Origin of the sequence: Peptoniphilus sp., assembly GCF_034090345.1 — a bacterium.
GTDB lineage: Bacteria > Bacillota > Clostridia > Tissierellales > Peptoniphilaceae > Peptoniphilus.
On the sequence record NZ_JAXDSS010000058.1, the window covers coordinates 1 to 24,970 of the forward strand.

Sequence of the window (24,970 nt, forward strand, 5' to 3'; positions counted from 1 at the left end):
TAGTATCATCAACACTAATTAGGAAATTAATTGAAGATGGCCGTGTAGAAGATGTTAAAGATTATTTAGGTTCTGATTTTAAAATAAGTGGAAAAATAATACACGGAAAAAAATTAGGAACTAAAATGGGTATTCCTACGGCTAATATCGCTATAGATACAAACTATGTAATTCCAAGATTTGGAGTGTATCATTCAACGTTAATTATTGATGGTGTAGCACATAAAGCTGCAACAAATGTTGGTAAGAATCCTTCTATTGAAAACTCTGGACTGAGGATAGAATCTCATATAATAGATTTTAATGAAGATATTTATGATAAAAAAATTGAGTTAATACTTCACAAATTTGTTAGGGATGAATTAAAATTTGATACAGTAGAAGAACTTTTTGCCCAAATGAGTAAAGATGTTGAGTTAATAAGAAATAGTTCTATTGCCAAAAATATTTAGTTATGTTATCATTATTTAGTACTACCAGGCACAGGTTTGTCGTTCCTCGACGCTTACTTATGTCTAGGCTAATATAAATTTTAGGAGGAAATAAAATGTTAAACAAAGAAGCAAAAACACAAATTATTGAAGATTACAAATTACATGATAAGGATACTGGTTCTGCAGAAGTGCAAATTGCTATTCTTACTAGTAGAATAAATGAGCTTAATGTTCACCTTAAAGAACATAAAAAAGATCATCACTCAAGAAGAGGTCTTTTAAAAATGGTAGGTAGGAGAAGAAATCTTCTTAGATACCTAAAAAATAAAGATATTGACAGATATCGTGAACTTATTGAAAAATTAGGTATAAGAGGTTAATAGAGCGGGGAACCGCTCTTTATTTTTTAAGAGGAGGATTATATGCAAAAAGTTTTTACTTTTGACCTTGCAGGTGAACCATTAGAAGTTACTATAGGTAAAGTTGCAGAACAAGCTAATGGAGAGTGCTTGCTTAGATATGGAGATACTGTAGTTTTAGTTACTGTAACTGCATCTACCAAAGCTAGAGAAGGTATAGATTTTTTCCCATTATCTGTAGATTTTGAAGAAAAAATGTATTCTGTAGGTAAAATGCCTGGCGGATTTGTTAAAAGAGAAGGTCGTCCTACTGAAAAAGCAATTCTTTCAGCAAGACTAATAGATAGGCCTATAAGACCTTTATTCCCTGAAGGATTTAGAAATGATGTACAAGTTGTCGCTACAGTGCTTTCTGTAGATCAAGACCACCAACCAGATATATTAGCGATGATTGGTTCCTCAATAGCTTTACACGCTTCCGATATACCATTTGATGGACCAACGGGGGCTGTAATGGTTGGGATGATAGATGGCAAATATATAATAAATCCCAATGAAGAAGAACGTAATAATTCAGATATTTCTTTAGTAGTTTCAGGTACTAAAACTGCTATAATGATGGTTGAGGCCGGAGCTAATATTGTTACAGAAGATGAAATGTTAGGTGCTATTCTTACAGCACATGATGAAATCAAAAAAATATGTTCTTTTGTTGATGAAATCAAAAATGAAATTGGAAAAGAAAAAATGGATTATGAAGTTTTCGTACCAAATGAAGAATTAAAACAAAGAGTTGTAGAATTTGGTAAAGAAATAATAGTAAATTCAGTTAATGAAGCAGATAAACTTTTAAGACTTGAAAAAGTAGAAAAAGCAAAAGAAGAAGTTCGTAAACATTTCGAATTAGAAATGGAAGAATTTTCTAGAGATATAGAATCTATACTTGAAGAAATAGAAGTAAATGAAGTAAGAAGACAAATTTTAGAAGATAATTTAAGACCGGATGGCAGAGCTCTTGAAGAAATTAGAAAACTATCATCAGAAGTAGGATTACTTCCAAGAACTCATGGTTCAGGTTTATTTACAAGAGGTCAAACTCAAGTTTTGTCAATTACTACTTTAGCAGGCTTATCTGAAGTGCAAGTAATTGATGGATTAGGTGATGATAAGCCTAAGCGTTATATACATCATTATAATTTCCCTCCATTCTCTGTAGGTGATACAAAGCCTATGAGAGGACCAGGCAGACGTGAAATAGGTCATGGTGCACTTGCTGAAAGAGCATTGATACCAGTTCTACCTTCAGAAGAAGAGTTTCCTTATGCTATAAGAGTGGTATCTGAGGTGCTATCATCTAATGGTTCATCATCTCAAGCTTCTATATGTGGTTCAACTCTTTCATTAATGGACGCGGGGGTACCTATAAAAGCTCCAGTTGCTGGTATTGCTATGGGACTTATAGAAGGAAATGGACAAACTAAAATTTTAACTGACATCCAAGGGTTAGAAGATCACTTTGGAGATATGGACTTTAAAGTTGCAGGCACAAGGGAAGGTATTACTGCAATCCAAATGGATATTAAGGTCGAAGGCATTAGTAGAGAAATTTTAGAAGAAGCTCTTAGTAGAGCAAAAGATGCTAGATTGTATATATTAGACCACTTAGACACAACTATTCAAAAACCAAGAGAAAAACTTTCTAAGTTTGCTCCTATAATTCATATGATTGAAATAAATCCTGAAAAAATAGGAGATGTAATTGGTAGTGGTGGAAAGACTATTAACAAGATTATAGAAAAAACAGGCGTTAAAATAGAAATCGACGATGATGGCAAAGTTTCAATTTTATCAGACGATTCAACAAAGGCTAAAGAAGCTATAGAGATAATTCAATCAATAGTTAAAGAAGTTGAAGTTGGAGATATATTTAGTGGTAAGATTAAAAAAATAATGAAATTTGGCGCATTTGTTGAATTGAAAAAAGGTGTAGAGGGTCTTTTACACATTTCTGAAATGGCACATGAGAGAACGAATAAAGTTGAAGATCTTTTCAAAGTTGGAGATAAAGTTGATGTAAAAGTTATAGGTATTGATGAGGAAACTAAAAAACTTTCTCTATCAAGAAAAATATTATTGCCTAAACCTGAAATAGAAACTACAGAGAACATAAACTCAACGGAAGAATCTAAATAAAAATTTTAAATCAGGGTACTTTGGTATCCTGTTTTTTTTAAGGAGAACTATGAATATAAAATTAATTAATAAAAGTAATAACCCAACACCTGAGTATGAAACCAAAGGTTCTGCAGGTATGGATATAAGAGCAAATTTAGATGAAAAGTTTATTTTAAAACCAATGTGTAGGGCTGCAATACCAACTGGATTATTTATTGAAATACCAGAAGGATACGAAGCTCAAATAAGAGCTCGTAGCGGGTTGGCATTTAAGTACGGAATATCATTGACAAATGGAATAGGTACAATAGATTCTGACTATAGAGGAGAATTGAAAGTTCTTTTAATAAATTTAGGCACAGAAAACTTCGAAATTAATAATGGAGATAGAATAGCTCAATTAGTAATTGCAAAATATGAAAAAGTTGATTTTGTAGAAGTTAATGATTTATCAGAAACTGTTAGAAACACAGGTGGATTTGGGCATACAGGCCTTTCTTAAGTGGTAGATAAAAGTACCTTATGTTATAATAAACTAGAGGTGTGAAGGTGAAAAAGAATAAAAAAATTAAGAAAAAACAGCGAAATACAGAACAAAATGCCTTGGTTGGAGTAGCTCTAATTCTGTTTGGACTAATAAGTTTTATTAGCTTGTATAGTGACAAAATAGGATTGTTTGGCGTATTTATATATAAAATTTTTACTCTTTTATCAGGGAGTGGTAATTTCTTAATTCCATGTATTATGATAATATGTGGGATTTTAACGATATTACCTAAGTACAGAGAAGATATTTTCAAATATATAACATTATTTTCACTTATTTGTCTTTGCATTTTAGTATATTTAGACGGTACAAAGAATATAGATTTGACATTAGTAGATAGGATATCAATGTCAATAGAATATTTGGACATTGCGACTTCTGGCGGTATTATAGGTTCAATTTTTGGATTTTTTATGTATAAATTTTTTGGTGCTATTGGAACTTATATGATATTAGCAACCATTGTATTGGTTTGTATATTTTTGATTTTTAAAATAAACTTCGAAACATTAAAAAATATAGGTTCTAATTTTTCAGATTATGGGAGCTCATTAGGAGTTAAGCTATCAAAAATTAAAGAAAATGTATCAGATGGTCTGGAAAAAAAGAAATTAGAAAAAAATTTAAAAAACAAAGTAAAACAAAGTAAAAATCAAGATAGAGCTAACCTAAATTATACAGAAATTGAAAATTCTATTGGAGAAGATGTAGTTATTAGAGGTGTATTGTCTGATGATAATACAAAAGATATTGTTGAGGTTATTGAAGATAAAGAAAGTTTAATTGATAATGAAGAAATAGTTTCAACAAATGATACTATTCAAATAGAAAATAAAGAATTAAATTTAGGCTTAAAGACCGATTCAGAAGTTTGTGAGTATATTACACCTCCTGAAGAATTATTATCCTTAAATCATAATAACATTGGAGATTCAAGAGAACTAGTCAAAAAGAACGCTAAAATAATAGAAGAAACTATGCACACCTTTGGTATTGATTGTAAAATTGTAGCAATTAATAAAGGACCGGTTATAACTCTTTATGAATTAGAACCTGCCCCAGGAGTAAAGCTAAATAAAATAGTTGCATTAAGTGATAATTTGGCAATGGCTTTAGCTAGTTCAGATATAAGAATAGAAGCGCCAATACCAGGTAAAGCTGTGGTTGGAATAGAAGTCCCTAATAAGTTCAAAGACTCTGTATTTATACGAGATATGATAGGTAGTCAAGAATTTAAAAATTTAAAATCTGATATACCATTGGCTTTAGGCAAAAATGTGGCTGGTGAGATTATAGTATCATCTATTGAAAAAATGCCGCATTTATTAATAGCTGGTGCAACAGGCTCGGGAAAATCGGTATGTATAAATACTATTATAACGAGTATTTTGTACAAAAGCTCCCCTAAAGATGTCAAGCTTCTACTTATAGATCCTAAAATAGTTGAACTTAGCATATATAATGATATTCCACATCTTTTGATTCCGGTAGTTACTGAACCTAAAAAAGCTTCTTTTGCCTTAAACTGGGCAGTAGGAGAAATGGAGAGAAGATATTCTCTATTCGCTGAATTAGGAGTTAGGGATTTAAGTTCTTTTAATAGTAAAGCGGATATTTTAAAAGAACCTATTCTTCCTAAAATTGTAATAATTGTAGATGAATTAGCAGATTTAATGATGGTGGCGCAAAAAGAAGTTGAGGAATATATAGCAAGACTTGCTCAAAAAGCACGTGCTGCGGGTATATATTTAATATTAGCTACTCAAAGGCCTTCTGTTGATGTAATAACAGGAACGATAAAGGCCAATATTCCATCAAGAATAGCATTTTCAGTTTCATCTCAAATTGATTCTAGAACTATCTTAGATATGGCAGGGGCAGAAAGGTTACTTGGAAAGGGAGATATGTTATTCTATCCAGGGTTCTATTCTAAACCGGTCAGAGTTCAAGGTGCATTTATACATGATGATGAAGTTGAGAGAGTTGTCGAATTTATTAAAGCTAATAATTCTTCAAATAAAGCACTTGAAGAAAAAATTGTTAAAGAAATTCAAGAAAAAAAAGAAATTACTATAGATAGAGATGAGTTATTTGATGAAGCGGTTAGGTATATATTGACCGATGAACAGGCATCAATTTCTTATTTACAGAGGAAGTTGAAAATAGGATATTCAAGAGCTGCTAGAATTGTAGATCAACTTGAAGAATCTGGTATCATTGGTCCAAATGAAGGCTCAAAACCTAGGAAAGTATTATTAACAGAAGAAGAAATTAAAGAAATGCTGGGAGAAGAATTTGAATAAAGTACATTTTATAACATTAGGTTGTTCTAAGAATGATATAGACACAACAACAATGAAGTCTAATTTAAACAGTGAAAGCTATGAAATTACAACTAGTCCAAATGATGCTAATGTTATAGTAGTTAATACATGTGGATTTATAGAATCAGCAAAAGAAGAGTCTATAAATACAATACTTGAAGCTGCTAAACTAAAAGAAAATGGTAATTTAAAAAAGCTAGTATTAGCTGGCTGTTTAGCACAACGCTATTCAAAAGAATTAATGGAAGAAATACCTGAAGTTGATGGGATTATTGGTACAGGGAGTTTTAAAGATATCAATTCAGTAATTAATTCAGCTTTTGAAGGAGATAGAAAAGTCATACTCGAAGATTTTAACAAATACACTCAAGACATAAACTATAAATCAGATGTACAAGTTACAGAATACGTTAGAATAGCAGAAGGTTGCAATAATAATTGCAGCTACTGTATTATCCCTAAATTGAGAGGTAGAAATAAATCAAGACCTATTGAAGATATAGTTAAAGAAGTTGAATATCTTACTAAAAATGGTACTCGTGAAATAATTTTAATAGCACAAAATTCAACTGATTATGGAATAGATTTATATAAAGAGTACAAACTACAAGATTTAATAAAAGAGCTTTCCAAGATTACTTTGTTAAAATGGATTAGAATACTTTATTTATATCCTGATAATTTTACTGATGGACTTATAAATGAATTTAAGACAAATCCTAAACTCTTGAAGTACGTTGATATTCCGATGCAACATATTTCAGATAATGTCTTAAAGAGAATGAACAGAAGAACATCTAAAAAGCAAATTGAAAATTTAATTAATCAACTTAGAAGCAATGTACCTAAAATTGCAATACGTACAACATTTATTGTTGGGTTTCCGGGTGAAACAGAAGAAGATTTTGATGAGCTGGTTTCCTTCTTAGAAAAATATAAATTAGATAGAGTTGGAGCTTTTGCATATTCAAGAGAAGAAGATACAGTTGCATATTCTATGGACAATCAAATTGATGAAGATTTAAAGAATGAAAGATTGTCCTCTGTAATGGATATTCAACAAGAGATTTCCTCTGAAATAATGAGCAAAAAAATAGGTTCAGTACTAGAAATATTAATTGAAGAAAAAATAAGTGAAGGAATGTATTTAGGGCGTTCATATTTAGATGCTCCTGAAATTGATGGAAATATTTACATTTCAAGTAAAAACAACCTTGAAGTGGGTTGTTTTTATACAGTTAAAATTTTAAACTCATTGGAGTTTGATTTAGAAGGTGAAGTAATATGAATATTGCAAATAAATTAACGATGTTAAGAATTTTTATGGTTCCAATTTTTGTATTGTTTATGTATCTTAATATTGAAAATTCTAGAATTATAGCTGCTATAATTTTTGCAGTAGCTTCATTTACAGATTTTTTAGATGGATATATAGCTAGAAAAAGTAATTTAGTTACAAATTTTGGTAAGTTTGCAGACCCTCTAGCCGATAAGATATTAGTATCTGCAGCTTTAATATGTCTTACTGAGTTAGGAGATATCCCAGCTTGGGGAGTTATAATAATAATTGCTAGAGAATTTGCAGTAACAGGATTTAGAATTATAGCTGCTTCGGAAAATATCACTATAGCTGCAAGTCCATTAGGAAAGGTAAAAACAGTAAGTCAACTATTATCTTTAATTATTTTACTAACTAATATAACTATGATATACAAAATAGGCATCGTATTATTTTATATAGCTATATTGTTTACTATTATTTCAGGAATAGATTATTTTATCAAAAACAAGAAAGTATTGGACTTGAAAAATATATAAGAGGTAAGAATGAAAGCATCAATAATAACTGTAGGAACAGAAATATTAGTTGGGTCTATTTTAAATACACATGCTGAATATATTTCTAACATATTAAATGATTTAGGAGTTCATGTGGATTATCATTTATCGGTTAGAGATAACTTGGAACAAATAGAAAATATTCTTAAGGAACAACTAGAAAAAGTAGACATCGTATTTTTATGTGGAGGTTTAGGACCAACTGCTGATGACATAACAAAAGAAGCTGTTTCAAATGTTATTGGACGTAATATTATATTAGATGAAATACAATATAGAAAATTGTTAAAAAGATTTAAAGAATCTAAATTTAAAATGACTGAAAATAATTTAAAACAAGCAATGATTATTGAAAATTCAACTATATTAGATAATAATTGGGGGATAGCACCAGGAGAAATTATTGAATATCATGGTAAAAAAATATTTTTGTTACCTGGTCCACCAAAAGAATTGAGACCTATGGTAGATAAGTATCTAAAAGACTACATAATAGATGACAATGAAGTAGTAATTAGGTCTTTAAATGTTGCAGGACTTGGAGAATCTGTAGTTGAAGATAAAATTAGAAAATTAAACTTAGAAACTAAAAATATAAGTATAAATACCTTTGCAAAATTTTATGATACTGAAGTTAAAATAATAGCTGAAGGAAAAGACAGAAATTCATTAGTTGAAAAAGTTAGTTTAATAGCTTCTAAATTGTATGATACCTTTGGAGCAAATATATACTCTGAAGGTAAAATAACTTTAAATGAATCTCTTGTAAAATTACTTAAGGAAAAAGAATTTAAGATAAGTTTTGCAGAGTCTATTACAGGGGGACTTTTAGCTAGCCAAATAACTAATATATCTGGAGCAAGTGATGTATTAAGCGAATCTTATATTACGTATTCAAATTATGCTAAAACTAAGATTCTTGGAGTTAAAGAAAATACATTAAATAATTATGGTGTTGTTAGCAAAGAAGTTGCTTATGAAATGGCTAAAGGGTTAAAGGCTTTGACTGGATCAGATGTATGCATATCTACAACTGGTGAAGCTGGGCCAAACCCTAATGAAAAAGAAGTAGGTTTGAATTATATATGTTATTATTTCGATGAAGATAAATATAATGTTGTAGAGCATAAATTTAAAGGGACTAGAAATGAGATACAAAAAAGAGTTTGTGATACAGCAATATTAGATATTATTTTAATGTTAAGGGGGTAATTATGGACGATCAAAGAAAACTATCTCTAGAAAATACAATCTCTAGAATAGAAAAAGTTTATGGAAAAGGATCTATAATGAAATTAGGTGCTGATAGTAAGTTAGAAATAGAAGCTATACCAACAGGTTCACTAACTTTGGATTATGCATTAGGAGTAGGCGGAATTCCAAGAGGAAGAATTATAGAAATTTACGGACCTGAATCATCAGGTAAAACCACATTGGCACTGCATATGTTAGCTGAAGCTCAAAAAATGGATGGGATAGCTGCTTTTATAGATGCAGAACATGCACTAGACCCTGTATATGCGAAAAATTTAGGTGTAGATATTGAAAATTTAATAATTTCACAACCTGACACAGGAGAACAAGCTTTAGAAATTACTGAAGCTCTGGTTCGTTCAAATGCTGTTGATTTAATTGTTGTAGACTCAGTAGCAGCACTTGTTCCAAAGGCTGAAATCGAAGGTGAAATGGGAGATTCCCACATGGGATTACAGGCAAGACTTATGTCTCAAGCTCTTAGAAAGTTAACTGGAGCAATAAATAAGTCAAAATCATCAGTTATATTTATAAATCAACTTAGAGAAAAAATAGGAGTTATGTTTGGGAATCCTGAGACTACTACAGGAGGGAGAGCCCTTAAATTTTATGCTTCTATAAGAATGGATATAAGAAGAACTGACACTCTGAAAAAAGGCGATGAAATGATAGGTAATCGTGTAAAAGTAAAAGTTGTTAAAAATAAAGTTGCTCCACCACATAAAGTAGCTGAGTTTGATATTATGTACGGAAAAGGAATTTCAAAATCTGGTACTACTATAGATATGGGTGTACTTTCTGATGTAATTATAAGAAGTGGTGCATGGTATAGCTATGAAGACCAAAAACTGGGGCAAGGAAGAGAGAATTCAAAAGAGTTTTTAGAGCAAAATCCTGAGTTAGCATTTGAAATAGATCAAAAAATTCGTAAGGCATTAAATCTTCCTGCAGATGATTTAGAACCATCCGTTCAAAATAATTCAACTGAAATGGACTCAGAATAAAATGAAATTTTTATATTTTACTGATTCTCATTTAAGGGTAACAAATCCTAAAAATAGAATAGACAACTTTTATGAAACATTAAAAAATAAAATGAATGAAATCCTTCAAATAAGTTTAGATGAAAATGTAGATTATATTTTACATGGGGGTGACTTATTTGATAGACCTGATACTCCAATTTCCTTAGTATCAGATTTTTCAGATATTTTTCAGAAATTTAAGGCGCCAATATACATAGTTAGTGGTAACCATGATATATTTGGACATAATCCTATAACTGTTCACAGGACTATGTTTGGTCTTTTAGATAGTTTTGGAATTATAAGAATGGTAAATAATAAAGTGATTTTAAAGAAAGACGTCACAGTTCAATTGACGTCTTTCCCTTATAGTATAGATATGGATAACCCTAAGAATAGGGAAGGGTACATTGTTAGAGAAAAAGATGATGTTGATTATGCTATACACCTTACTCATGGATTCTTAACTGATAAAAAACCTCATGATACTATACCCCATACTCTGATTTCTGATATATCGGATACAGTTGCAGATGTAACGTTTGGAGGACATATTCACTATGGTTTTAAAACAATTGAAATAGATGGCAAATATTTTATAAATCCAGGTTCAATTGTAAGGATATCTAATGCACTTAGTGAATTTAAAAGAAAACCTAAAGTAGTTATACTTGAACTAACGGATAAAATAGATATAAGAGAAATAAATTTGAAAACCGCTCTTCCGGCTGAAGAAGTACTGGATAGAAGCGAAATTGAGCATCATAAATTTAAAACACAACAATTTAATGATTTTAAATCTACAATCGAGTCATCATCTAATTTAAAAAGTTTTGATGTATTTGATATATTAGTTGATATTGCCAAAAACAATAATATTTCTAAGGAAGTAAGAGATGAGGCAATTAAAAGAGTTGAATTAAAGCAAATTGAAGGAGCTGATTACAATTGATTTATATAACTTCTATAGAAATTAAAAATTTTCAGTCTCATGAGAATACAAAATTAGATTTGCATAGAGGATTGAATGTTATAGTTGGCAGATCTGATAGTGGTAAAACAGCTATTTTAAGAGCAATAAAATGGGTTTTTTATAATGACCCACCTCCTGGTAATCTAATACGAAATGGAGCTAAGGAGATGAGTGTTAGAATTGAGTTTAACACTGGAGCTGTTGTAACAAGATTGTGGAATAGCAAAGAAAATAAGTACATTCTTGTAAAATCTAACGGAGAAGAAATCATTCTTGAAAAATTTAATAGATCAGTACCTTTTGAAGTAATTCAAGAAATCAATATTCAAAAAGTAGAATTAGGATCATCTGTTAAGACTGGAATTAATATTTCAGAGCAATTAGATGGACCTTTTCTTCTTACAGAATCTTCATCAACTAGAGCTAGTGCAATAGGTAGGCTAATAGGTGTAAATTTTATAGATGACGCTTTAAGAGATGTTATAAAGGATAATAAAAATAATTCAAAGAAAATAAAAGAAGCAGAATTAGAGAAGGAAATATTAGAAAAAGATTTACAAAGCTTTGATTATTTAAAAGATGAAGAGAAAAAATTAAACTTTATAAAAAAATGTAGAAATGAGATTTTAAATTATACTGCTCAACGTGATAAGTTGAGACAGTTATCCTCTTCAAAGCTAAATATACAAGACGAAATTATATATTTAGAGAAAAAGCTTAAAGAATATGAAAATATATTTGAATTAGAACAAAAATTTGAAATATTATCTCGTAATCTTGAAATTTTAAAGGAATATTCTAAATTATCAAATAATATAAAGAGCAATAAAAAAGATATATTTACAACTGAAGAACAGGTTTTAAAACTGAAAAATATCGATACTATGTATGATAAATTACTTATTTTAACAAGTGTTGTTGCTAATTTTAATAAATTAAATTCATTGAGTCAATCTATAAAAGATAATGAAATTCGCATAGGTAAAGGTATAAAATATCTAGAAATGTTTAATAATATTGACGAAAATCTTTATTTGTCATCAAAATTAGAAAATAATTTAAATTTATATTCAAAGCTATTAACTATAAGAGAAAACCTAAATAATATTAATTCAAAGATTAATGTTTTAGACGTAGAAATAAATGATATTCATAAAAATGTTTTAAATTTAAGTGAAGAATATGAAAATATTTTTAGCGAGCTAGGCTATTGTCCTTTATGTCATAGAAAGATAAATAGTTTAAATATAAAAGAACATTTAAGAGGTGAGATATGAATTATGAAGATAAACTTTCTTATCTAAAGAAAGAAATAGACCGCAGAAAAGAATTAAAAAATAAGGCAGAAGGGCGTTTAGAGAGTTTAAAAATTCAACAAGAAACACTAAATAAGGAATTGGAAATATTAAATATAAAGCCAGAAGATCTAGATTCTACTATCAATGAATTACAAACTAAAATAGACAATCTATTTTCTGAAATTGCCGACAATATGCCGGAGATTTGATTATGGATATAAATACTATAAATGAGAAAATAGAAAAATTAGAAACTAATTTAAACATTCAAAAGGGTAGACGAGACATAGTAGAGAAAAATTTAAACTCTCAAATAGATAAAATTAATACCTTAAAAAATGATTCATCTGTATTATCACAAGTTGAGATATTATTAAATATGGCAAGTGAGTACGGTAGAGAACAAGCCAAGACACAAATTGAAAGTTTGGTAAGTAGCTGTTTGAGTTTTATTTTGGAAACAGATATTGAATTTGCAGTAGAGCTTATAGATGGTAAAATTACTGGTGCAGATTTTTATGTAGTGTCCAATTATGATGGGTATACCGTTAAAACTCAACCTGAGAATTCCAGAGGAGGAGGAATTGTAGATATTATATCTTTGGCACTTAGAATTGCTATGATAGAAATTTATAATCCTAAAATTGAAGGCCCTTTGATTTTAGATGAACCTGGTAAGCACGTAAGTGAGGAATATGTATTTAATTTAGGAGAATTTTTAAGAAAATCTTCAACTATGTTTTATAGACAGATTATTATGGTTACACACAATAAATATTTATCAGAAATTTGTGATAAATCTTTCCTAGTAGAGCAAAGAAATTCAGTATCAAAGGTAACTACTTTAGAAATTGAAAAATAGCTCATCTTGACTATTACTCAATTTAGATATAAAATTGTATAGTACGCAAGTATTTATTTAGAAATGAATTTAAAATTTGGAACTTGAAAATTTAATAAGGAGGTGTGTAATGCTAGAAAATATTATTTTTATTATAATATCTCTAATTTTTGGTTGTGCAATAGGCTATGGCGTTAGAAAATATATTGCTGAAGGAAAGACTAAAACAGCTGAAGAACTTGCTATAAAAATAGTCACAGAAGCTGAACATAATGCTGAAGCCAAAAAACGTGAACTTCTTCTAGAAGCAAAAGATGAGATACACAAGCTTAGATCTGATAATGAGCACGAATATAAAACTCGTAGAAATGAGCTTCAAACTTTAGAAAATAGAATTTTGAATAGAGAAGAAGCTGTCGAGAAAAGAGCTCAGTCATTAGAAAAAAAAGAAGAAAAACTTAATTCTAGACTTGAAGAAGCTAAAATAAAAGTTGAAAAAGCTGAAGAATTGGTTCTAAAAAGAGAAGAGGAATTACAAAAAGTTGCTGGTTTGACAACTGAAGAAGGTAAGTCCATGTTATTAAATCAGTTAGAACGAGAAATATCTCAAGAATCTGCACTTATAATTAAAGAAAATGAACTAAGAATTAAAGAAGAAAGCAATAAATACGCACAAAATGTAATAGCCCAAGCGATTCAAAGAATAGCTGCAGATCAAGTTGCAGAGGCAACCGTTTCTGTAGTTCAGTTACCCAATGATGAAATGAAAGGTAGAATTATCGGACGTGAAGGACGTAATATAAGAAGTATAGAGTCTTTGACTGGCGTTGATTTAATTATCGACGATACTCCTGAAGCGGTTGTTCTATCATGTTTTGATCCTGTAAGACGTGAAATAGCTAGAATAGCTCTTGAAAAGTTAGTGCAAGATGGAAGAATTCACCCTACTAAAATTGAAGAGAGTGTAGAAAAAGCCAAAAATGAAGTTGATATTATGATTAAAGAGTCCGGAGAACAAGCTGCTTATGATGCAGGAGTTCATGGGTTACATCCTGAAATCATAAAGTATCTTGGAAGGCTTAAATTTAGAACAAGTTATGGCCAAAATATGTTAAAGCATGCTGTTGAAGTTTCAAACTTAGCTGGCATATTGGCACAAGAAATTGGGGCTGATGTAAAGCTGGCTAAAAGAGGTGGATTACTTCATGATATTGGAAAGAGTATAGACCATGATGTTGCAGCTCCTCATGTTGATTTAGGTATTGAAATTGCTCGTAAGTACAAAGAAAATGATGTAGTTATAAATTGTATACAATCTCATCATGGAGATGTTGAATTCAAATATGTTGAAGCAGTTTTAGTCACTGCTGCTGATGCTATTTCAGCTGCTAGACCTGGCGCAAGACGCGAAACTGTAGAGTCATATATAAAACGCCTTGAAAAACTTGAAGAAATTGCAACTTCATTTGATGGTATAGAAAAATCTTATGCAATTCAAGCTGGCCGAGAAGTTAGAATAATAGTTAAGCCAGAAGCTGTAAGTGAAGCTGAAATTACTTTATTAGCAAGAAAAATTGTTAAAGAAATTGAATCACAATTAGATTTCCCGGGACAAATTAAAGTAAATGTCATACGAGAAACTAAAGCTATTGAATATGCTAAATAAATTCTAAATAAGTTAATAAAACCTGCCATAAGGCGGGTTTTTTTGTTATTATATGTAATATAAAGTTTAGGAGAATGAAATGATTAATAATTTAATAGATGACTTTCTTGGATTTCTATCTAGTTCTAAAGGAGCTTCAGATAGTACAGTTAAAGAATATTATTATGATTTAAGAACTTTTATGAGATTTATTCTCATTAGAAGGGAAATTGTAAAAGATATAGAATTCAAGAATATTGATATAGATTTAATTACACTTGATATTATAAAAAGTATAAAAAAAGAAGATATATATGCTTTTACTTATTTTTTGGATAGAAAATTGAAAAATTCTAATAGAACTAAGAATAGAAAATTATCTTCCATTAGAACATTTTTTAAATATTTAAGTAGTAAAGTTGATTTGATTGAATACAATCCTGCTGAAGATATAGATAGCCCTAAAATTGAGCGTTCATTACCCATTTATTTAGATTTAGACGAGGCTATGTTAATACTGAAGGAGATATCTAATTCAGAACAACAACCTAAATTTAAATTTAGGGACTATGCTATACTAACTTTATTTTTAAATTGTGGAATGAGGCTCTCAGAGCTCTCTAATTTAAATTTAAATGATATTAAGACAAATATATTGCGTATTACTGGAAAAGGTCGTAAACAACGTGAAGTATTCCTAAATAATGCTTGTAGAAAAGCTCTAGATGATTATTTAAGAGTTAGACCTGATATTGATAATGAAGATGCATTATTTTTAAGCATGCGTAATAGTAGAATGAATAATAGATCCATTCAACATATGGTAGAAAAACATATAAAGAATTCAGGATTAGATACTAGCAAATATACTGTACACAAATTAAGACATACAGCAGCAACTCTTATGTATCAGTATGGTTCAGCTGATATAAGAAGTTTACAAGAAATACTTGGACATGAATCAGTTAGTACTACACAAATCTATACTCATGTAAATAATAAAGCTTTAAAAGATACAATTGAAAGCAATCCATTATCAAACATAAATTACACAGAAGTTGATAATACTGAAAATAATGAAAAATAATTCTAAACGAACACAAAATAGTCACAAAATTATTATTTTGTGACTATTTTTATGTCTTATAATTAAATTTCAATATTTACACACTCTACCCTGCATTTATTGTTTGGTGAGTTTTTATCTATAAATTGGTATGGAGATAATTTCACCCTGTCTTATTCTTGATGAATTATTATTTAACTTTATAATTGTGTCTACATAATCTCGTTTATCCATATTACAGTTATATTTATCAGCTATATTCCAAATAGTTTCATTTGAATTGACATAATGATAAATTAATTTAGGTTCAGGTTTACTAGTTTCAAAACCATTTAAGTTTTCTATCTTTAATCCAGTTGTAAATAAAAACATCATAATAATAAATATAAATACTCTGTTCTTTTTTAATTTTAAATTACGTTTCATAATCCACCTCATAAAAATATACGTTCTGAATGTTTGTTCTAAATCTATTTTATTGAAACATTTGTTTTTTGTCAAGTATTTTTAAACGTTTGTTTGAAATATACGTTCTAATCTGTTATACTTTGTATATAGGAGGTATAGTATGTACGAAGATTTAACTCAAAGAGAAAAAGATATATTATTTTATTTAATACAACAGTTACAATTAAAAGGATATCCCCCTACAGTTAGAGAAATATGCCATCAACTAAATATAAAAAGTACATCAACTGTTCATGGAAGTTTAGAAAAACTTGAAATAAAGGGATATATAAGAAAAGACCCTACAAAACCAAGAGCTATAGAGATACTTAACAATAATGAGGATGTATTTTTAAACAAGAAAAAAACTATAGATATACCAATTGTAGGTCAGGTTTCGGCTGGAGCGCCTATACTAGCTTTTGAAAATATAGAAGATACATATCCTCTTCCAATTGAATTTGCTCAAGATAGAAATTTATTTATCTTAAAAATTGTTGGAGAAAGCATGATAAATGCAGGAATATTGGACGGAGATTTTGTAATAATAGAAAAACGTGATTTTGCTAAAAATGGCGACAAAGTTTTAGCTTTAATTGGAGAAGATTCTACAGTTAAGACTTTTTATAAAGAAAAAGATGGATTTAGGTTGCAACCTGAAAATGATTTTATGGAATCCATTTATGTAAAAGATCTTAAAATTTTAGGTGTAGTAGTTGGTTTATATAGAAAGATGTAAGGATATCCTTACATCTTATTTTTTAAGTTATGAATTTGTTCTTTAAAGTTATTTAATACATTTATTAGTGCATATTTACCATGATAGTAAGATAATCCGCCTTGGAAATAAACGTAATATGGTGTTCTCATAGGTCCATCTGCAGACAATTCTATAGAAGAACCTTCTATAAATCCTCCTGCTGCCATTATAACCTTATTTTCATATCCTGGCATATCCCATGCTTTAGGAGTAAATTGGTGATCTACAGGAGATGCACTTTGTATCGATCCACAAAATACTTCTAATAATTTAGGATCATTTAATTCAATACTTGCTATAATATCTGACCTTTTATCAGAACTCTTTGGAAGAGTATTATATCCCAATTTTTCAAATGCTAAACTAAATAATCTGGCTACCTTTATTGCATCTTCTACAACTCTAGGAGCCATAAATAGACCTTGTAAAATTTGCCTTGTCATCCCAAAGCTAAGTCCACATTCCTTACCTATTCCGGGTGCTGTAAGATTATTAGATATTCTATCTATCAAATCTTGCTTTCCCACTATATATCCTCCTGAGTAAGCTAATCCACCGCCTGGATTTTTTATTAACGAGCCTGCCATATAGTCAGCTCCAAAATCAGTCGGTTCTTCATAATCTGTAAATTCCCCATAACAATTATCTACAAAAACTATAACTTCAGGGTATTTTTCCTTTATAGATTTAATTACAATTTTTAATTCGTCAGTTGTGAACGCTTTTCTATTTGAATAACCTGTAGACCTTTGAATTGCGATAACTTTTGTATTCTCTGAAATCATTTCAATAGTTTTTTCTATATTAATTTTGCCATCAATTAAATCAACTTGAGAATAACTAATGCCACTTTCAATAAAGTTGCCTGGTTCATTTCCATCTATACCTATAACTTTTCTAAGAGTGTCATAAGGAGCTCCACTTATATACATTAATTCGTCTCCTTTAGCTAATATAGATTTTAACGCTAGGCTTATAGCATGTGTTCCACTTACAATATTGGGCCTTACGAGAGCATCTTCTGTGTTAAAGATATTTGCATATATTTTTTCAACCTTATCTCTGCCTTCGTCTCCATAACCATAACCAGTAGTCCAATTAAAATCTGTTGATTTTAGATTATTATCTTGCATAGATTTCAATATTTTCATTTGATTATAAAATGCAATTGGTTCAAATTCCAAAAAAGACTCCTTAAGTTCATTTTCACAATTACATACAAAATCAAATATGCCTTTATTTATATTGAACGTATCAAAAAAATTATTTTCCAAATTTATCTCCTACTAATTTTTTAACTCTTTCAAAAATACTTTCATCCTCTTTATCTAACCAAATGATTCTATCATCACGTTTAAACCAAGTAATTTGACGTTTAGCATAGTGTCGTGAATTCTTTTTAATCAATTCAACCATTTCTTCCAATGAAATATCATTTTTAAAATATGATATAACTTCTTTATAACCTATTGCTTTAAAAGCTTGAGAATTTTCAGAATATTTTTCTACAAGCTCAGAAACTTCTTTGATTAAACCTTGATTTATCATTTGGTCTACTCTGATATTTATATTTTCATACAGCTTACTTCTCTGCATATTTAACCCTAAGTAAAGTAAATTATATTCGTTATTTTTAGAATTAAAATTTGAATTATCTTTTTTACCAGTTTTAGATATCTCCAAGGCCCTAATAATTCTATGTGAGTTATTTCTATCTATTTGCTTTGCCGATTCCGGGTCAACTTCAAGTAATAATTCGTATAGATATTCCAATCCCTTTTCTTGCAATAATGAGTTTAGGTACTCTCTGTAAGCCGTATCTTTTGACTTTTCTTGGAAAGTTAAATTATAAACTATTGAATTTATATAAAGTCCTGTTCCGCCAACTAAAATAGGCATTTTACCTCTAAGGTTTATTTCTTCTATTAATTTTTTTACTTGTTGTTGAAAATCATAAACTGAAAATTCTGTATTTGCATCAATTATATCAATCATATAATGAATAATATCAGTTTGATTAGTGTCTATTTTTGCAGTTCCAATATTAAATTCTTTATAAATTTGCATTGAATCAGCAGAAATAATTTCACCATTATATTCTTTTGCAATTTTTAAAGATAGTTCTGTCTTCCCTACACCTGTAGGGCCTGTTAAAATAATTAAATTCATTTATCCTCTCAAAAACATTTTTTCTAAATCTCTTTTAGTGAGTTCTAGAACAGTCGGTCTACCATGAGGGCATGTATAAGGATCCTCACAATTTACTAAATCTTTTACAAGTTGTTTAACTTCAATAGAACTTAGTTTTTCATTTGCTTTAACAGCAGCTTTACAAGCTTTTTTCATAAGAGCATATGGGTTAACTTGATATGCTGAAGTTAAGTTTTCATTCACTTCTTGAAGTGATTGTCTTAAAAAGTCTTCGAAATTACTTCCCACTATAGAAGGAATAGCTCTGACAATTAAAGAATTATCTGAAAATTTGTCAATTTCAAATCCGATTTTATTTAATGTTTCTGTGAATTCGTCAAACTGATCTAATTCAACATTCGATACATCAAATATCTCCGGTTTTAACAGCATTTGAGAATCAACTTGTCTGTAATTAAATTGTTTTAAAAATTTTTCATACTTAACTCTTTCATGCGCTGCATGCTGGTCAATTAGGAACCATCTATTATCTCCGGATTCTAATATTAGATAGGTATTAAAAAGTGAGCCAACATATCTTGAGTCTATTAAATTAACTTCATTTTTAAATTTTTCTGTGTTTTCCTTAGCTATTGTATCATCTATAATTTTAAGTTGCTTATTTTTATCGTAAGAAACAATAGTAGGTTCTTTTTTTTCATAATCTTTATCAGCTAAAAATTCTTTTTTAAACTCATATTTATGTTCTTTTTCAGAATTTATAAAGTCATTATCATAGTCTATTTCAGCCACTTCTTCATTATCTGATGAATCTATTGTAAATAATTCAAATATATTTACATTTTCTGTTTTCGGTTCATCTTCAATAGGTTTAATAAAATCTCTATTAGGCTTTAATGTTTCTTCAGCTAAATCTTTTAACAATTGAACAATAACTTCATCATTTGAAAATTTAACTTCATGTTTTTTAGGATGAACATTGACATCTACCAAATAAGGGTCTATTTCTAAATAAATTACAAAAACTGGATATCTACCAAGAGGTATTTGAGAATAATAAGCTCTTTCTATACTCTTAGAAATCTCTAAGTTTCTAATAAATCTTCCATTAATATAGATATATTGCTCTGACCTAGATGTTCTATATAATGCATTGTTTGAAAAGAATGCATTTATTTTGTATCTTTCATTTTCAAATTTTTTATTGATTAAATTATTACTTATATCTCGACCTAATATACTGAAAATATGGTCGCTCATATTTGTAGTTGCAGATTTACTTAAAATAACTCTCGAATCCCTTATCAATTTAAAAGAAACTTCGGGTGTTCCAAGCGCTATTTTCTTTACAACATCTTGAATTAGGTTAAATTCTGAACTCTCTTTTTTTAAAAATTTTTTTCTTACAGGAGTATTGTGGAATACATCACTTATATAAAATGTTGTGCCAACTGGAATGCCTATATTTTTTTTATCTAAAATCTTACCATCTTCTAATCTGGCTCTTGTACCAGCTAAATCATTTTTAGTTTTAGTGAGTACTTCTATTTTTGAAACACTTGCTATGCTAGCTAAAGCTTCACCCCTAAAACCAAGTGAAGTGATTTCTGTTAAGTCTTTAAAATTACTTAACTTAGAAGTTGCATGTCTGTAAAATGCCTTTTCTATCTCGTCTGACAATATTCCTATTCCATCATCAGAAATTTTAATATATTCCCAAGGTGCTCCTTTGACTTCAACAACTATATTTTTTGCTTCAGCATCTATTGAATTTTCCACAAGCTCTTTAACTATTGAAGCAGGGTTTTCAATTATTTCCCCTGCTGCAATTTTAGATATGGTTAAATCATCTAATATATTAATTGTCATTTATATCACTTGCCTTTTCTACAATTTTACCTAACAAATTCAAAGCCTCTAAAGGTGAAATTGTATTTATATCAATTTTACTAATTTCTTTAACAAAGCTGTCGTAATTAGGATTTACAACTTCATTAAACGATTCCATTTTAATTTGCACATTTTCTTTTGATTCATGTAGATCTAATATTTCTTTAGCTCTTTCAACTATAGGCTCATTTATTCCTGCTAGTTTTGCCACTTCAATACCATAACTTTTAGAACTAAACCCATTTATAATCTTTCTTAAAAAGACAATGTCTTCCCCTTGCTTATCAACTGCTATTGTAAGGTTTTCAACTTCATCATATACATTAGAAAGTTCAGTTAATTCATGATAGTGAGTAGCAAATAAAGTCTTAGATTTAATCTTTTTAATTATATATTCACTTATTGCCCAAGCTATTGAAAGACCATCAAAAGTACTAGTTCCTCTTCCGACTTCATCTAAAATTACTAATGAATTAGATTTTGCGTGCTTTAGGATGTTAGAAACTTCTTTCATCTCAACCATAAAAGTCGAATCTCCGCCAGCTAAATTATCAGAAGCTCCTATTCTAGTAAAAACTCTATCCATTATAGATATTTTAGCTTCATCTGCAGGAACAAAAGAACCTATGTGAGCCATTATAACAATAATTGCAACTTGTCGCATATAAGTTGACTTTCCTGCCATATTTGGACCCGTTATCAAATTAAAGAATTTCTCTTCGTTTAAAGTAGTGTCATTTGGAACAAACATGACCTCTTTATTAAGGGCTTCAACTATTGGATGTCTACCTGACTTTATTTCAAGGCTTGAACCATCAATTAACTTTGGTCTAACATAGTTATTTTCATTGGCAACATTAGCTAATGAAGTAAGCACATCTACCTTAGATATTTTTTGTGCGGTTGATTGGATAGTTCTTAGATTGAGATATATTTTGTCTCTTAATTTTTTTAGTATTTCCTGTTGTTTTCTTAAGGCTAACTCTTTAGAACCACTTATTTTTGACTCTAATTCTTTTAATTCAACGGTATAATATCTTTCTGAACCTACCAAAGTTTGTTTTCTAATATAATCGTCAGGAACTTTGCCTACAAAAGATTTAGTCACATCAATGAAATATCCTAAGATTTTATTGTACTTTATCTTTAAATTTTTTATTGATGTTCTTTCTTTCTCTTTATTTTCTAAATCTAAAATAAGTCTTTGTCCATTTTCACTAGCATTAAATAACTCATCAAGTTCTGTATCAAAACCTATTCGGATAAATCTTTTATCATCAATTATATGCGGTGGATCTGATATTAATGTAGTGTTAATCTCATCTATTAGAGAATCAATAGTACAAACATTTTTTACATAATTTTTTAAATGAATACAATTTGAATTTAAAATTTCTTTTTTAATTTCCTTAATTTTTGAGAAAGAGTTCGCTAATGCTTTAATTTCTTTAGGAGAAATTTGGAAATTCGAAATTTTAAAACTCAATCTTTCAATGTCATTAATTTGGTTTAATTGACCATTAATTTTATCTATTAATATTAAATTCTCTTTTAATTCTTCAACTAAATTTAATCTATCTGCAATTTTCCCCTTATCAAATAGAGGCTTTTCTATCCATTTTTTAAGTTCTCTAGATCCCATAGCTGTTTTAGTACTATCTAAAACTTGGAATAAAGATCCCTTTTTAGTGCCAGTTATTAAACCGTGAATTAGCTCTAGATTTCTCTTTGTATGTTCATCTAGCCCCATATACTCTTCAACCTTATAAACTATTATATCTTTCAAATGAACAAGGCTAGATTTTTGAGTTATTCCAAGATAGTTTAGTAAAAGGTTAAGAGAAGAATATTCACCAGTATATTTTTTTAATTGTGCATTCATATTATCAGAGAGAGTTATTAAAATATCACTATGAATTTTTAAATAACTATCTTCAACTTCAGAGACAAATATATCTTTATTTCTAATTAATTTTTTCAATTCTTTACTGTTTTTAGATAATAACAATATTTCTGAAGGATTGACTTTATCTATTTCATCAATTATAAAAGACAACAAATCCTCTTTTGAGATGAAAGTTTTTTTAGTTGTAAATAACTCGCCAGTGCTATAATCCGAATACGATATACTTACATTATAATCACTGTATACAAGAGACATTAAATAGTTGTTTTCATTAGAATTTAAATAATTTAAGTCTGTAAATGTTCCTGGAGTAACTATTCTTGTGACTTCTCTTTTAACTAAATTTTTAGCTAATTTCGGGTCTTCTACTTGGTCACAAATAGCTACTTTAAAACCTTGCTCAATAAGCTTTGATATATATGTTTCACTTACATGATATGGTACACCACACATAGGGATATCTTGAGTTTTGTTACTTCTTCTGGTCAAAGTAAGACCTAATGCTTTTGAAACTTTTAAAGCGTCGTCAAAAAACATCTCATAAAAATCACCCAACCTATAAAATAAAATTTCATCAGGATACTGATTTTTAATTTTGACATATTGCTCCATCATTGGTGTTAACGAATTTGACATAACTCACCTTTTAAATTGAATGAATTTGCATCTGTTACGTTTACCTTTACTATCTTTCCTATTAAATCTTTATTACCTTCAAAATTTATTAACTTAAATTCTTCAGTCCGACCACTTAATTTATTTGCATCTTTTTTGCTTACATCCTCAACTAAAACATCGACATCTCTACCGATAAAAGCTTTATTTTTTTTGTTTTGTATAGGATACAGAGTATCTATAAGTCTTTGGAACCTATCGTGTTTTACTTTATCAGGAATTTGGTCAACTGCATTGTAAGCTTTAGTTCCTTCCCTTCTAGAGTATATAAAAGTAAAAGATGTATCAAATTCTACTTTTTTAACTAGGTCTAATGTTTCAAGAAAATCTTCTTCTGTTTCTCCCGGAAATCCTACCATTAAGTCAGTACACAAAGCTATATCAGGATTGATATTTTTAATTTTATCAATCTTACTTAAATAGTCTTCTTTTGTATAATTTCTATTCATTAATTTCAAAACTCTTGAAGAACCTGCTTGTACCGGTAAATGTAAGAAATTAGAAAGATTTTTTAAATCTCTAAATGCATAAATTAAATCATCAGATATATCTTTAGGATGTGATGTCATAAATCTTATTCTTTCAATTCCCTTAATATCAGATATTTTATATAGTAAATCAGAAAATCTAATTTTATCTTCTAATGTTTTTCCATAACTATTTACATTTTGACCTAAAAGAGTTACCTCAAGCGTTCCATTCTTAGCTAAACTTTCTATCTCTGTGATTATATCTTCAGATTTTCTACTAGTTTCTCGACCCCTTGTATATGGAACTATACAATAAGTACAGAAATTATTACAACCATACATAATATTTACATATGATTTATATGAGTACAATCTATTGGCTCCCAAATCATCATTGAATTGTTTAGTTTCTTCTCTAATATCTATTTGAAGTTTACCAGTATCATATGAATCTAATAATAGTTCTGGCAACTTCCAAATATTATTAGTTCCAAATATCAAATCTACATTTTCAAATTTTTCTTTTACATATTCTCTTGATTCTTTTCTTTGCATCATACATCCACAAACACCACACTTTAAATCAGGTTTTGTTTCCTTAAGATGTTTTAAAACTCCAAGTTGCCCATACACCTTATCTTCTGCTGAATGCCTTACAGAACATGTATTAACTAAAACTAAATCACTATCTTCAAAATTGTAACAAAGTTGAAAACCCATTTTTTCTAAAATCCAATTTATTTTTTCTGAATCATGTTCATTCATTTGACAACCGTGAGTTATGACACAAGCTTTTTTATTAGGGCTTATCTCGCTTCTAACTCTATTTATATATGAGTCAATATTATAATTTAAATCATGTACTAATGAGTAATTTTCGTTCATCTTTAC

Annotated in this window: 22 protein-coding genes; 16 read left to right on the plus strand and 6 right to left on the minus strand. The window is 29.1% G+C overall.

Annotation, left to right across the window (positions count from 1 at the left end; translation table 11 throughout):
* The 15 genes from SOR77_RS04840 to SOR77_RS04910 all read left to right on the plus strand — a co-directional run.
* Positions 1–452, plus strand: a 452-nt coding sequence (locus SOR77_RS04840; RefSeq protein ID WP_320636046.1) for a riboflavin kinase, incomplete at its 5' end; no start/stop codon positions are given.
* 95 nt (positions 453–547) lie between these two features.
* Positions 548–814: a 30S ribosomal protein S15 gene (gene rpsO, locus SOR77_RS04845; RefSeq protein ID WP_320636047.1), complete on the plus strand. Its 267-nt coding sequence runs from the start codon at positions 548–550 to the stop codon at positions 812–814.
* A 42-nt stretch (positions 815–856) separates the two neighbouring features.
* Positions 857–2,986 (plus strand): polyribonucleotide nucleotidyltransferase, encoded by a 2,130-nt coding sequence (locus SOR77_RS04850; protein WP_320636048.1) that lies wholly within the window; start codon positions 857–859, stop codon positions 2,984–2,986.
* Positions 2,987–3,035: 49 nt separating this feature from the next.
* On the plus strand, positions 3,036–3,470 hold the full coding sequence (dut, locus tag SOR77_RS04855; protein ID WP_320636049.1) for a dUTP diphosphatase: 435 nt from the start codon (positions 3,036–3,038) through the stop codon (positions 3,468–3,470).
* A gap of 47 nt (positions 3,471–3,517) precedes the next feature.
* Complete coding sequence (locus SOR77_RS04860; protein ID WP_320636050.1) at positions 3,518–5,818, plus strand: FtsK/SpoIIIE family DNA translocase; 2,301 nt, start codon at positions 3,518–3,520, stop codon at positions 5,816–5,818.
* Positions 5,811–7,127 carry a 30S ribosomal protein S12 methylthiotransferase RimO gene (gene rimO, locus SOR77_RS04865; protein ID WP_320636051.1) on the plus strand — a complete coding sequence of 439 codons (1,317 nt, stop codon included), beginning with the start codon at positions 5,811–5,813 and terminating at the stop codon, positions 7,125–7,127. Before SOR77_RS04860 ends, rimO begins: the two co-directional genes overlap by 8 nt.
* Complete coding sequence (gene pgsA, locus SOR77_RS04870; protein ID WP_320636052.1) at positions 7,124–7,657, plus strand: CDP-diacylglycerol--glycerol-3-phosphate 3-phosphatidyltransferase; 534 nt, start codon at positions 7,124–7,126, stop codon at positions 7,655–7,657. The genes rimO and pgsA overlap by 4 nt, the downstream gene beginning before the upstream one ends.
* Before the next feature lie 9 nt (positions 7,658–7,666).
* Positions 7,667–8,890, plus strand: a complete 1,224-nt coding sequence (locus SOR77_RS04875; RefSeq protein ID WP_320636053.1) for a competence/damage-inducible protein A — start codon at positions 7,667–7,669, stop codon at positions 8,888–8,890.
* A 2-nt stretch (positions 8,891–8,892) separates the two neighbouring features.
* The gene (gene recA / locus SOR77_RS04880; protein ID WP_320636054.1) at positions 8,893–9,936 is read left to right on the plus strand and encodes a recombinase RecA; all 1,044 of its coding nucleotides are present in this window, start codon (positions 8,893–8,895) and stop codon (positions 9,934–9,936) included.
* 1 nt (position 9,937) lies between these two features.
* Positions 9,938–10,909: a metallophosphoesterase family protein gene (locus SOR77_RS04885; protein WP_320636055.1), complete on the plus strand. Its 972-nt coding sequence runs from the start codon at positions 9,938–9,940 to the stop codon at positions 10,907–10,909.
* A complete protein-coding gene (locus SOR77_RS04890) occupies positions 10,906–12,207 on the plus strand; it encodes an AAA family ATPase (RefSeq protein ID WP_320636056.1) in 1,302 nt (433 codons plus the stop codon). Before SOR77_RS04885 ends, SOR77_RS04890 begins: the two co-directional genes overlap by 4 nt.
* The gene (locus SOR77_RS04895) at positions 12,204–12,437 is read left to right on the plus strand and encodes a hypothetical protein (protein ID WP_320636057.1); all 234 of its coding nucleotides are present in this window, start codon (positions 12,204–12,206) and stop codon (positions 12,435–12,437) included. Before SOR77_RS04890 ends, SOR77_RS04895 begins: the two co-directional genes overlap by 4 nt.
* A gap of 2 nt (positions 12,438–12,439) precedes the next feature.
* Complete coding sequence (locus SOR77_RS04900) at positions 12,440–13,090, plus strand: ATPase (protein WP_320636058.1); 651 nt, start codon at positions 12,440–12,442, stop codon at positions 13,088–13,090.
* A 109-nt stretch (positions 13,091–13,199) separates the two neighbouring features.
* A complete protein-coding gene (gene rny / locus SOR77_RS04905; RefSeq protein WP_320636059.1) occupies positions 13,200–14,735 on the plus strand; it encodes a ribonuclease Y in 1,536 nt (511 codons plus the stop codon).
* Positions 14,736–14,814: 79 nt separating this feature from the next.
* Complete coding sequence (locus tag SOR77_RS04910; RefSeq protein WP_320636060.1) at positions 14,815–15,801, plus strand: tyrosine recombinase XerC; 987 nt, start codon at positions 14,815–14,817, stop codon at positions 15,799–15,801.
* Positions 15,802–15,915: 114 nt separating this feature from the next.
* Here the strand turns inward: SOR77_RS04910 and SOR77_RS04915 are convergent, their stop codons facing one another.
* Positions 15,916–16,206, minus strand: a complete 291-nt coding sequence (locus SOR77_RS04915; RefSeq protein WP_320636061.1) for a LysM peptidoglycan-binding domain-containing protein — start codon at positions 16,204–16,206, stop codon at positions 15,916–15,918.
* 142 nt (positions 16,207–16,348) lie between these two features.
* Here SOR77_RS04915 and lexA point away from each other — a divergent pair, with 142 nt between their 5' ends.
* Complete coding sequence (gene lexA, locus SOR77_RS04920) at positions 16,349–16,966, plus strand: transcriptional repressor LexA (protein ID WP_320636062.1); 618 nt, start codon at positions 16,349–16,351, stop codon at positions 16,964–16,966.
* Between the two features lie 8 nt (positions 16,967–16,974).
* On the opposite strand, the gene SOR77_RS04925 is transcribed toward lexA, so the two are convergent.
* From SOR77_RS04925 to miaB, 5 genes are read right to left on the minus strand one after another with little or no spacing between them, the layout of a single operon-like run.
* Positions 16,975–18,261 (minus strand): aminotransferase class I/II-fold pyridoxal phosphate-dependent enzyme, encoded by a 1,287-nt coding sequence (locus SOR77_RS04925; protein ID WP_320636063.1) that lies wholly within the window; start codon positions 18,259–18,261, stop codon positions 16,975–16,977.
* Positions 18,251–19,156, minus strand: coding sequence for a tRNA (adenosine(37)-N6)-dimethylallyltransferase MiaA (gene miaA, locus SOR77_RS04930; RefSeq protein ID WP_320636064.1), 906 nt, complete (start codon positions 19,154–19,156; stop codon positions 18,251–18,253). Before miaA ends, SOR77_RS04925 begins: the two co-directional genes overlap by 11 nt.
* Positions 19,157–21,007 (minus strand): DNA mismatch repair endonuclease MutL, encoded by a 1,851-nt coding sequence (gene mutL, locus SOR77_RS04935; protein ID WP_320636065.1) that lies wholly within the window; start codon positions 21,005–21,007, stop codon positions 19,157–19,159. It lies immediately after the preceding gene.
* The gene (gene mutS, locus SOR77_RS04940) at positions 20,997–23,570 is read right to left on the minus strand and encodes a DNA mismatch repair protein MutS (protein WP_320636066.1); all 2,574 of its coding nucleotides are present in this window, start codon (positions 23,568–23,570) and stop codon (positions 20,997–20,999) included. Before mutS ends, mutL begins: the two co-directional genes overlap by 11 nt.
* A complete protein-coding gene (gene miaB / locus SOR77_RS04945) occupies positions 23,555–24,964 on the minus strand; it encodes a tRNA (N6-isopentenyl adenosine(37)-C2)-methylthiotransferase MiaB (RefSeq protein WP_320636067.1) in 1,410 nt (469 codons plus the stop codon). The genes mutS and miaB overlap by 16 nt, the downstream gene beginning before the upstream one ends.
* Positions 24,965–24,970: the final 6 nt, after the last annotated feature.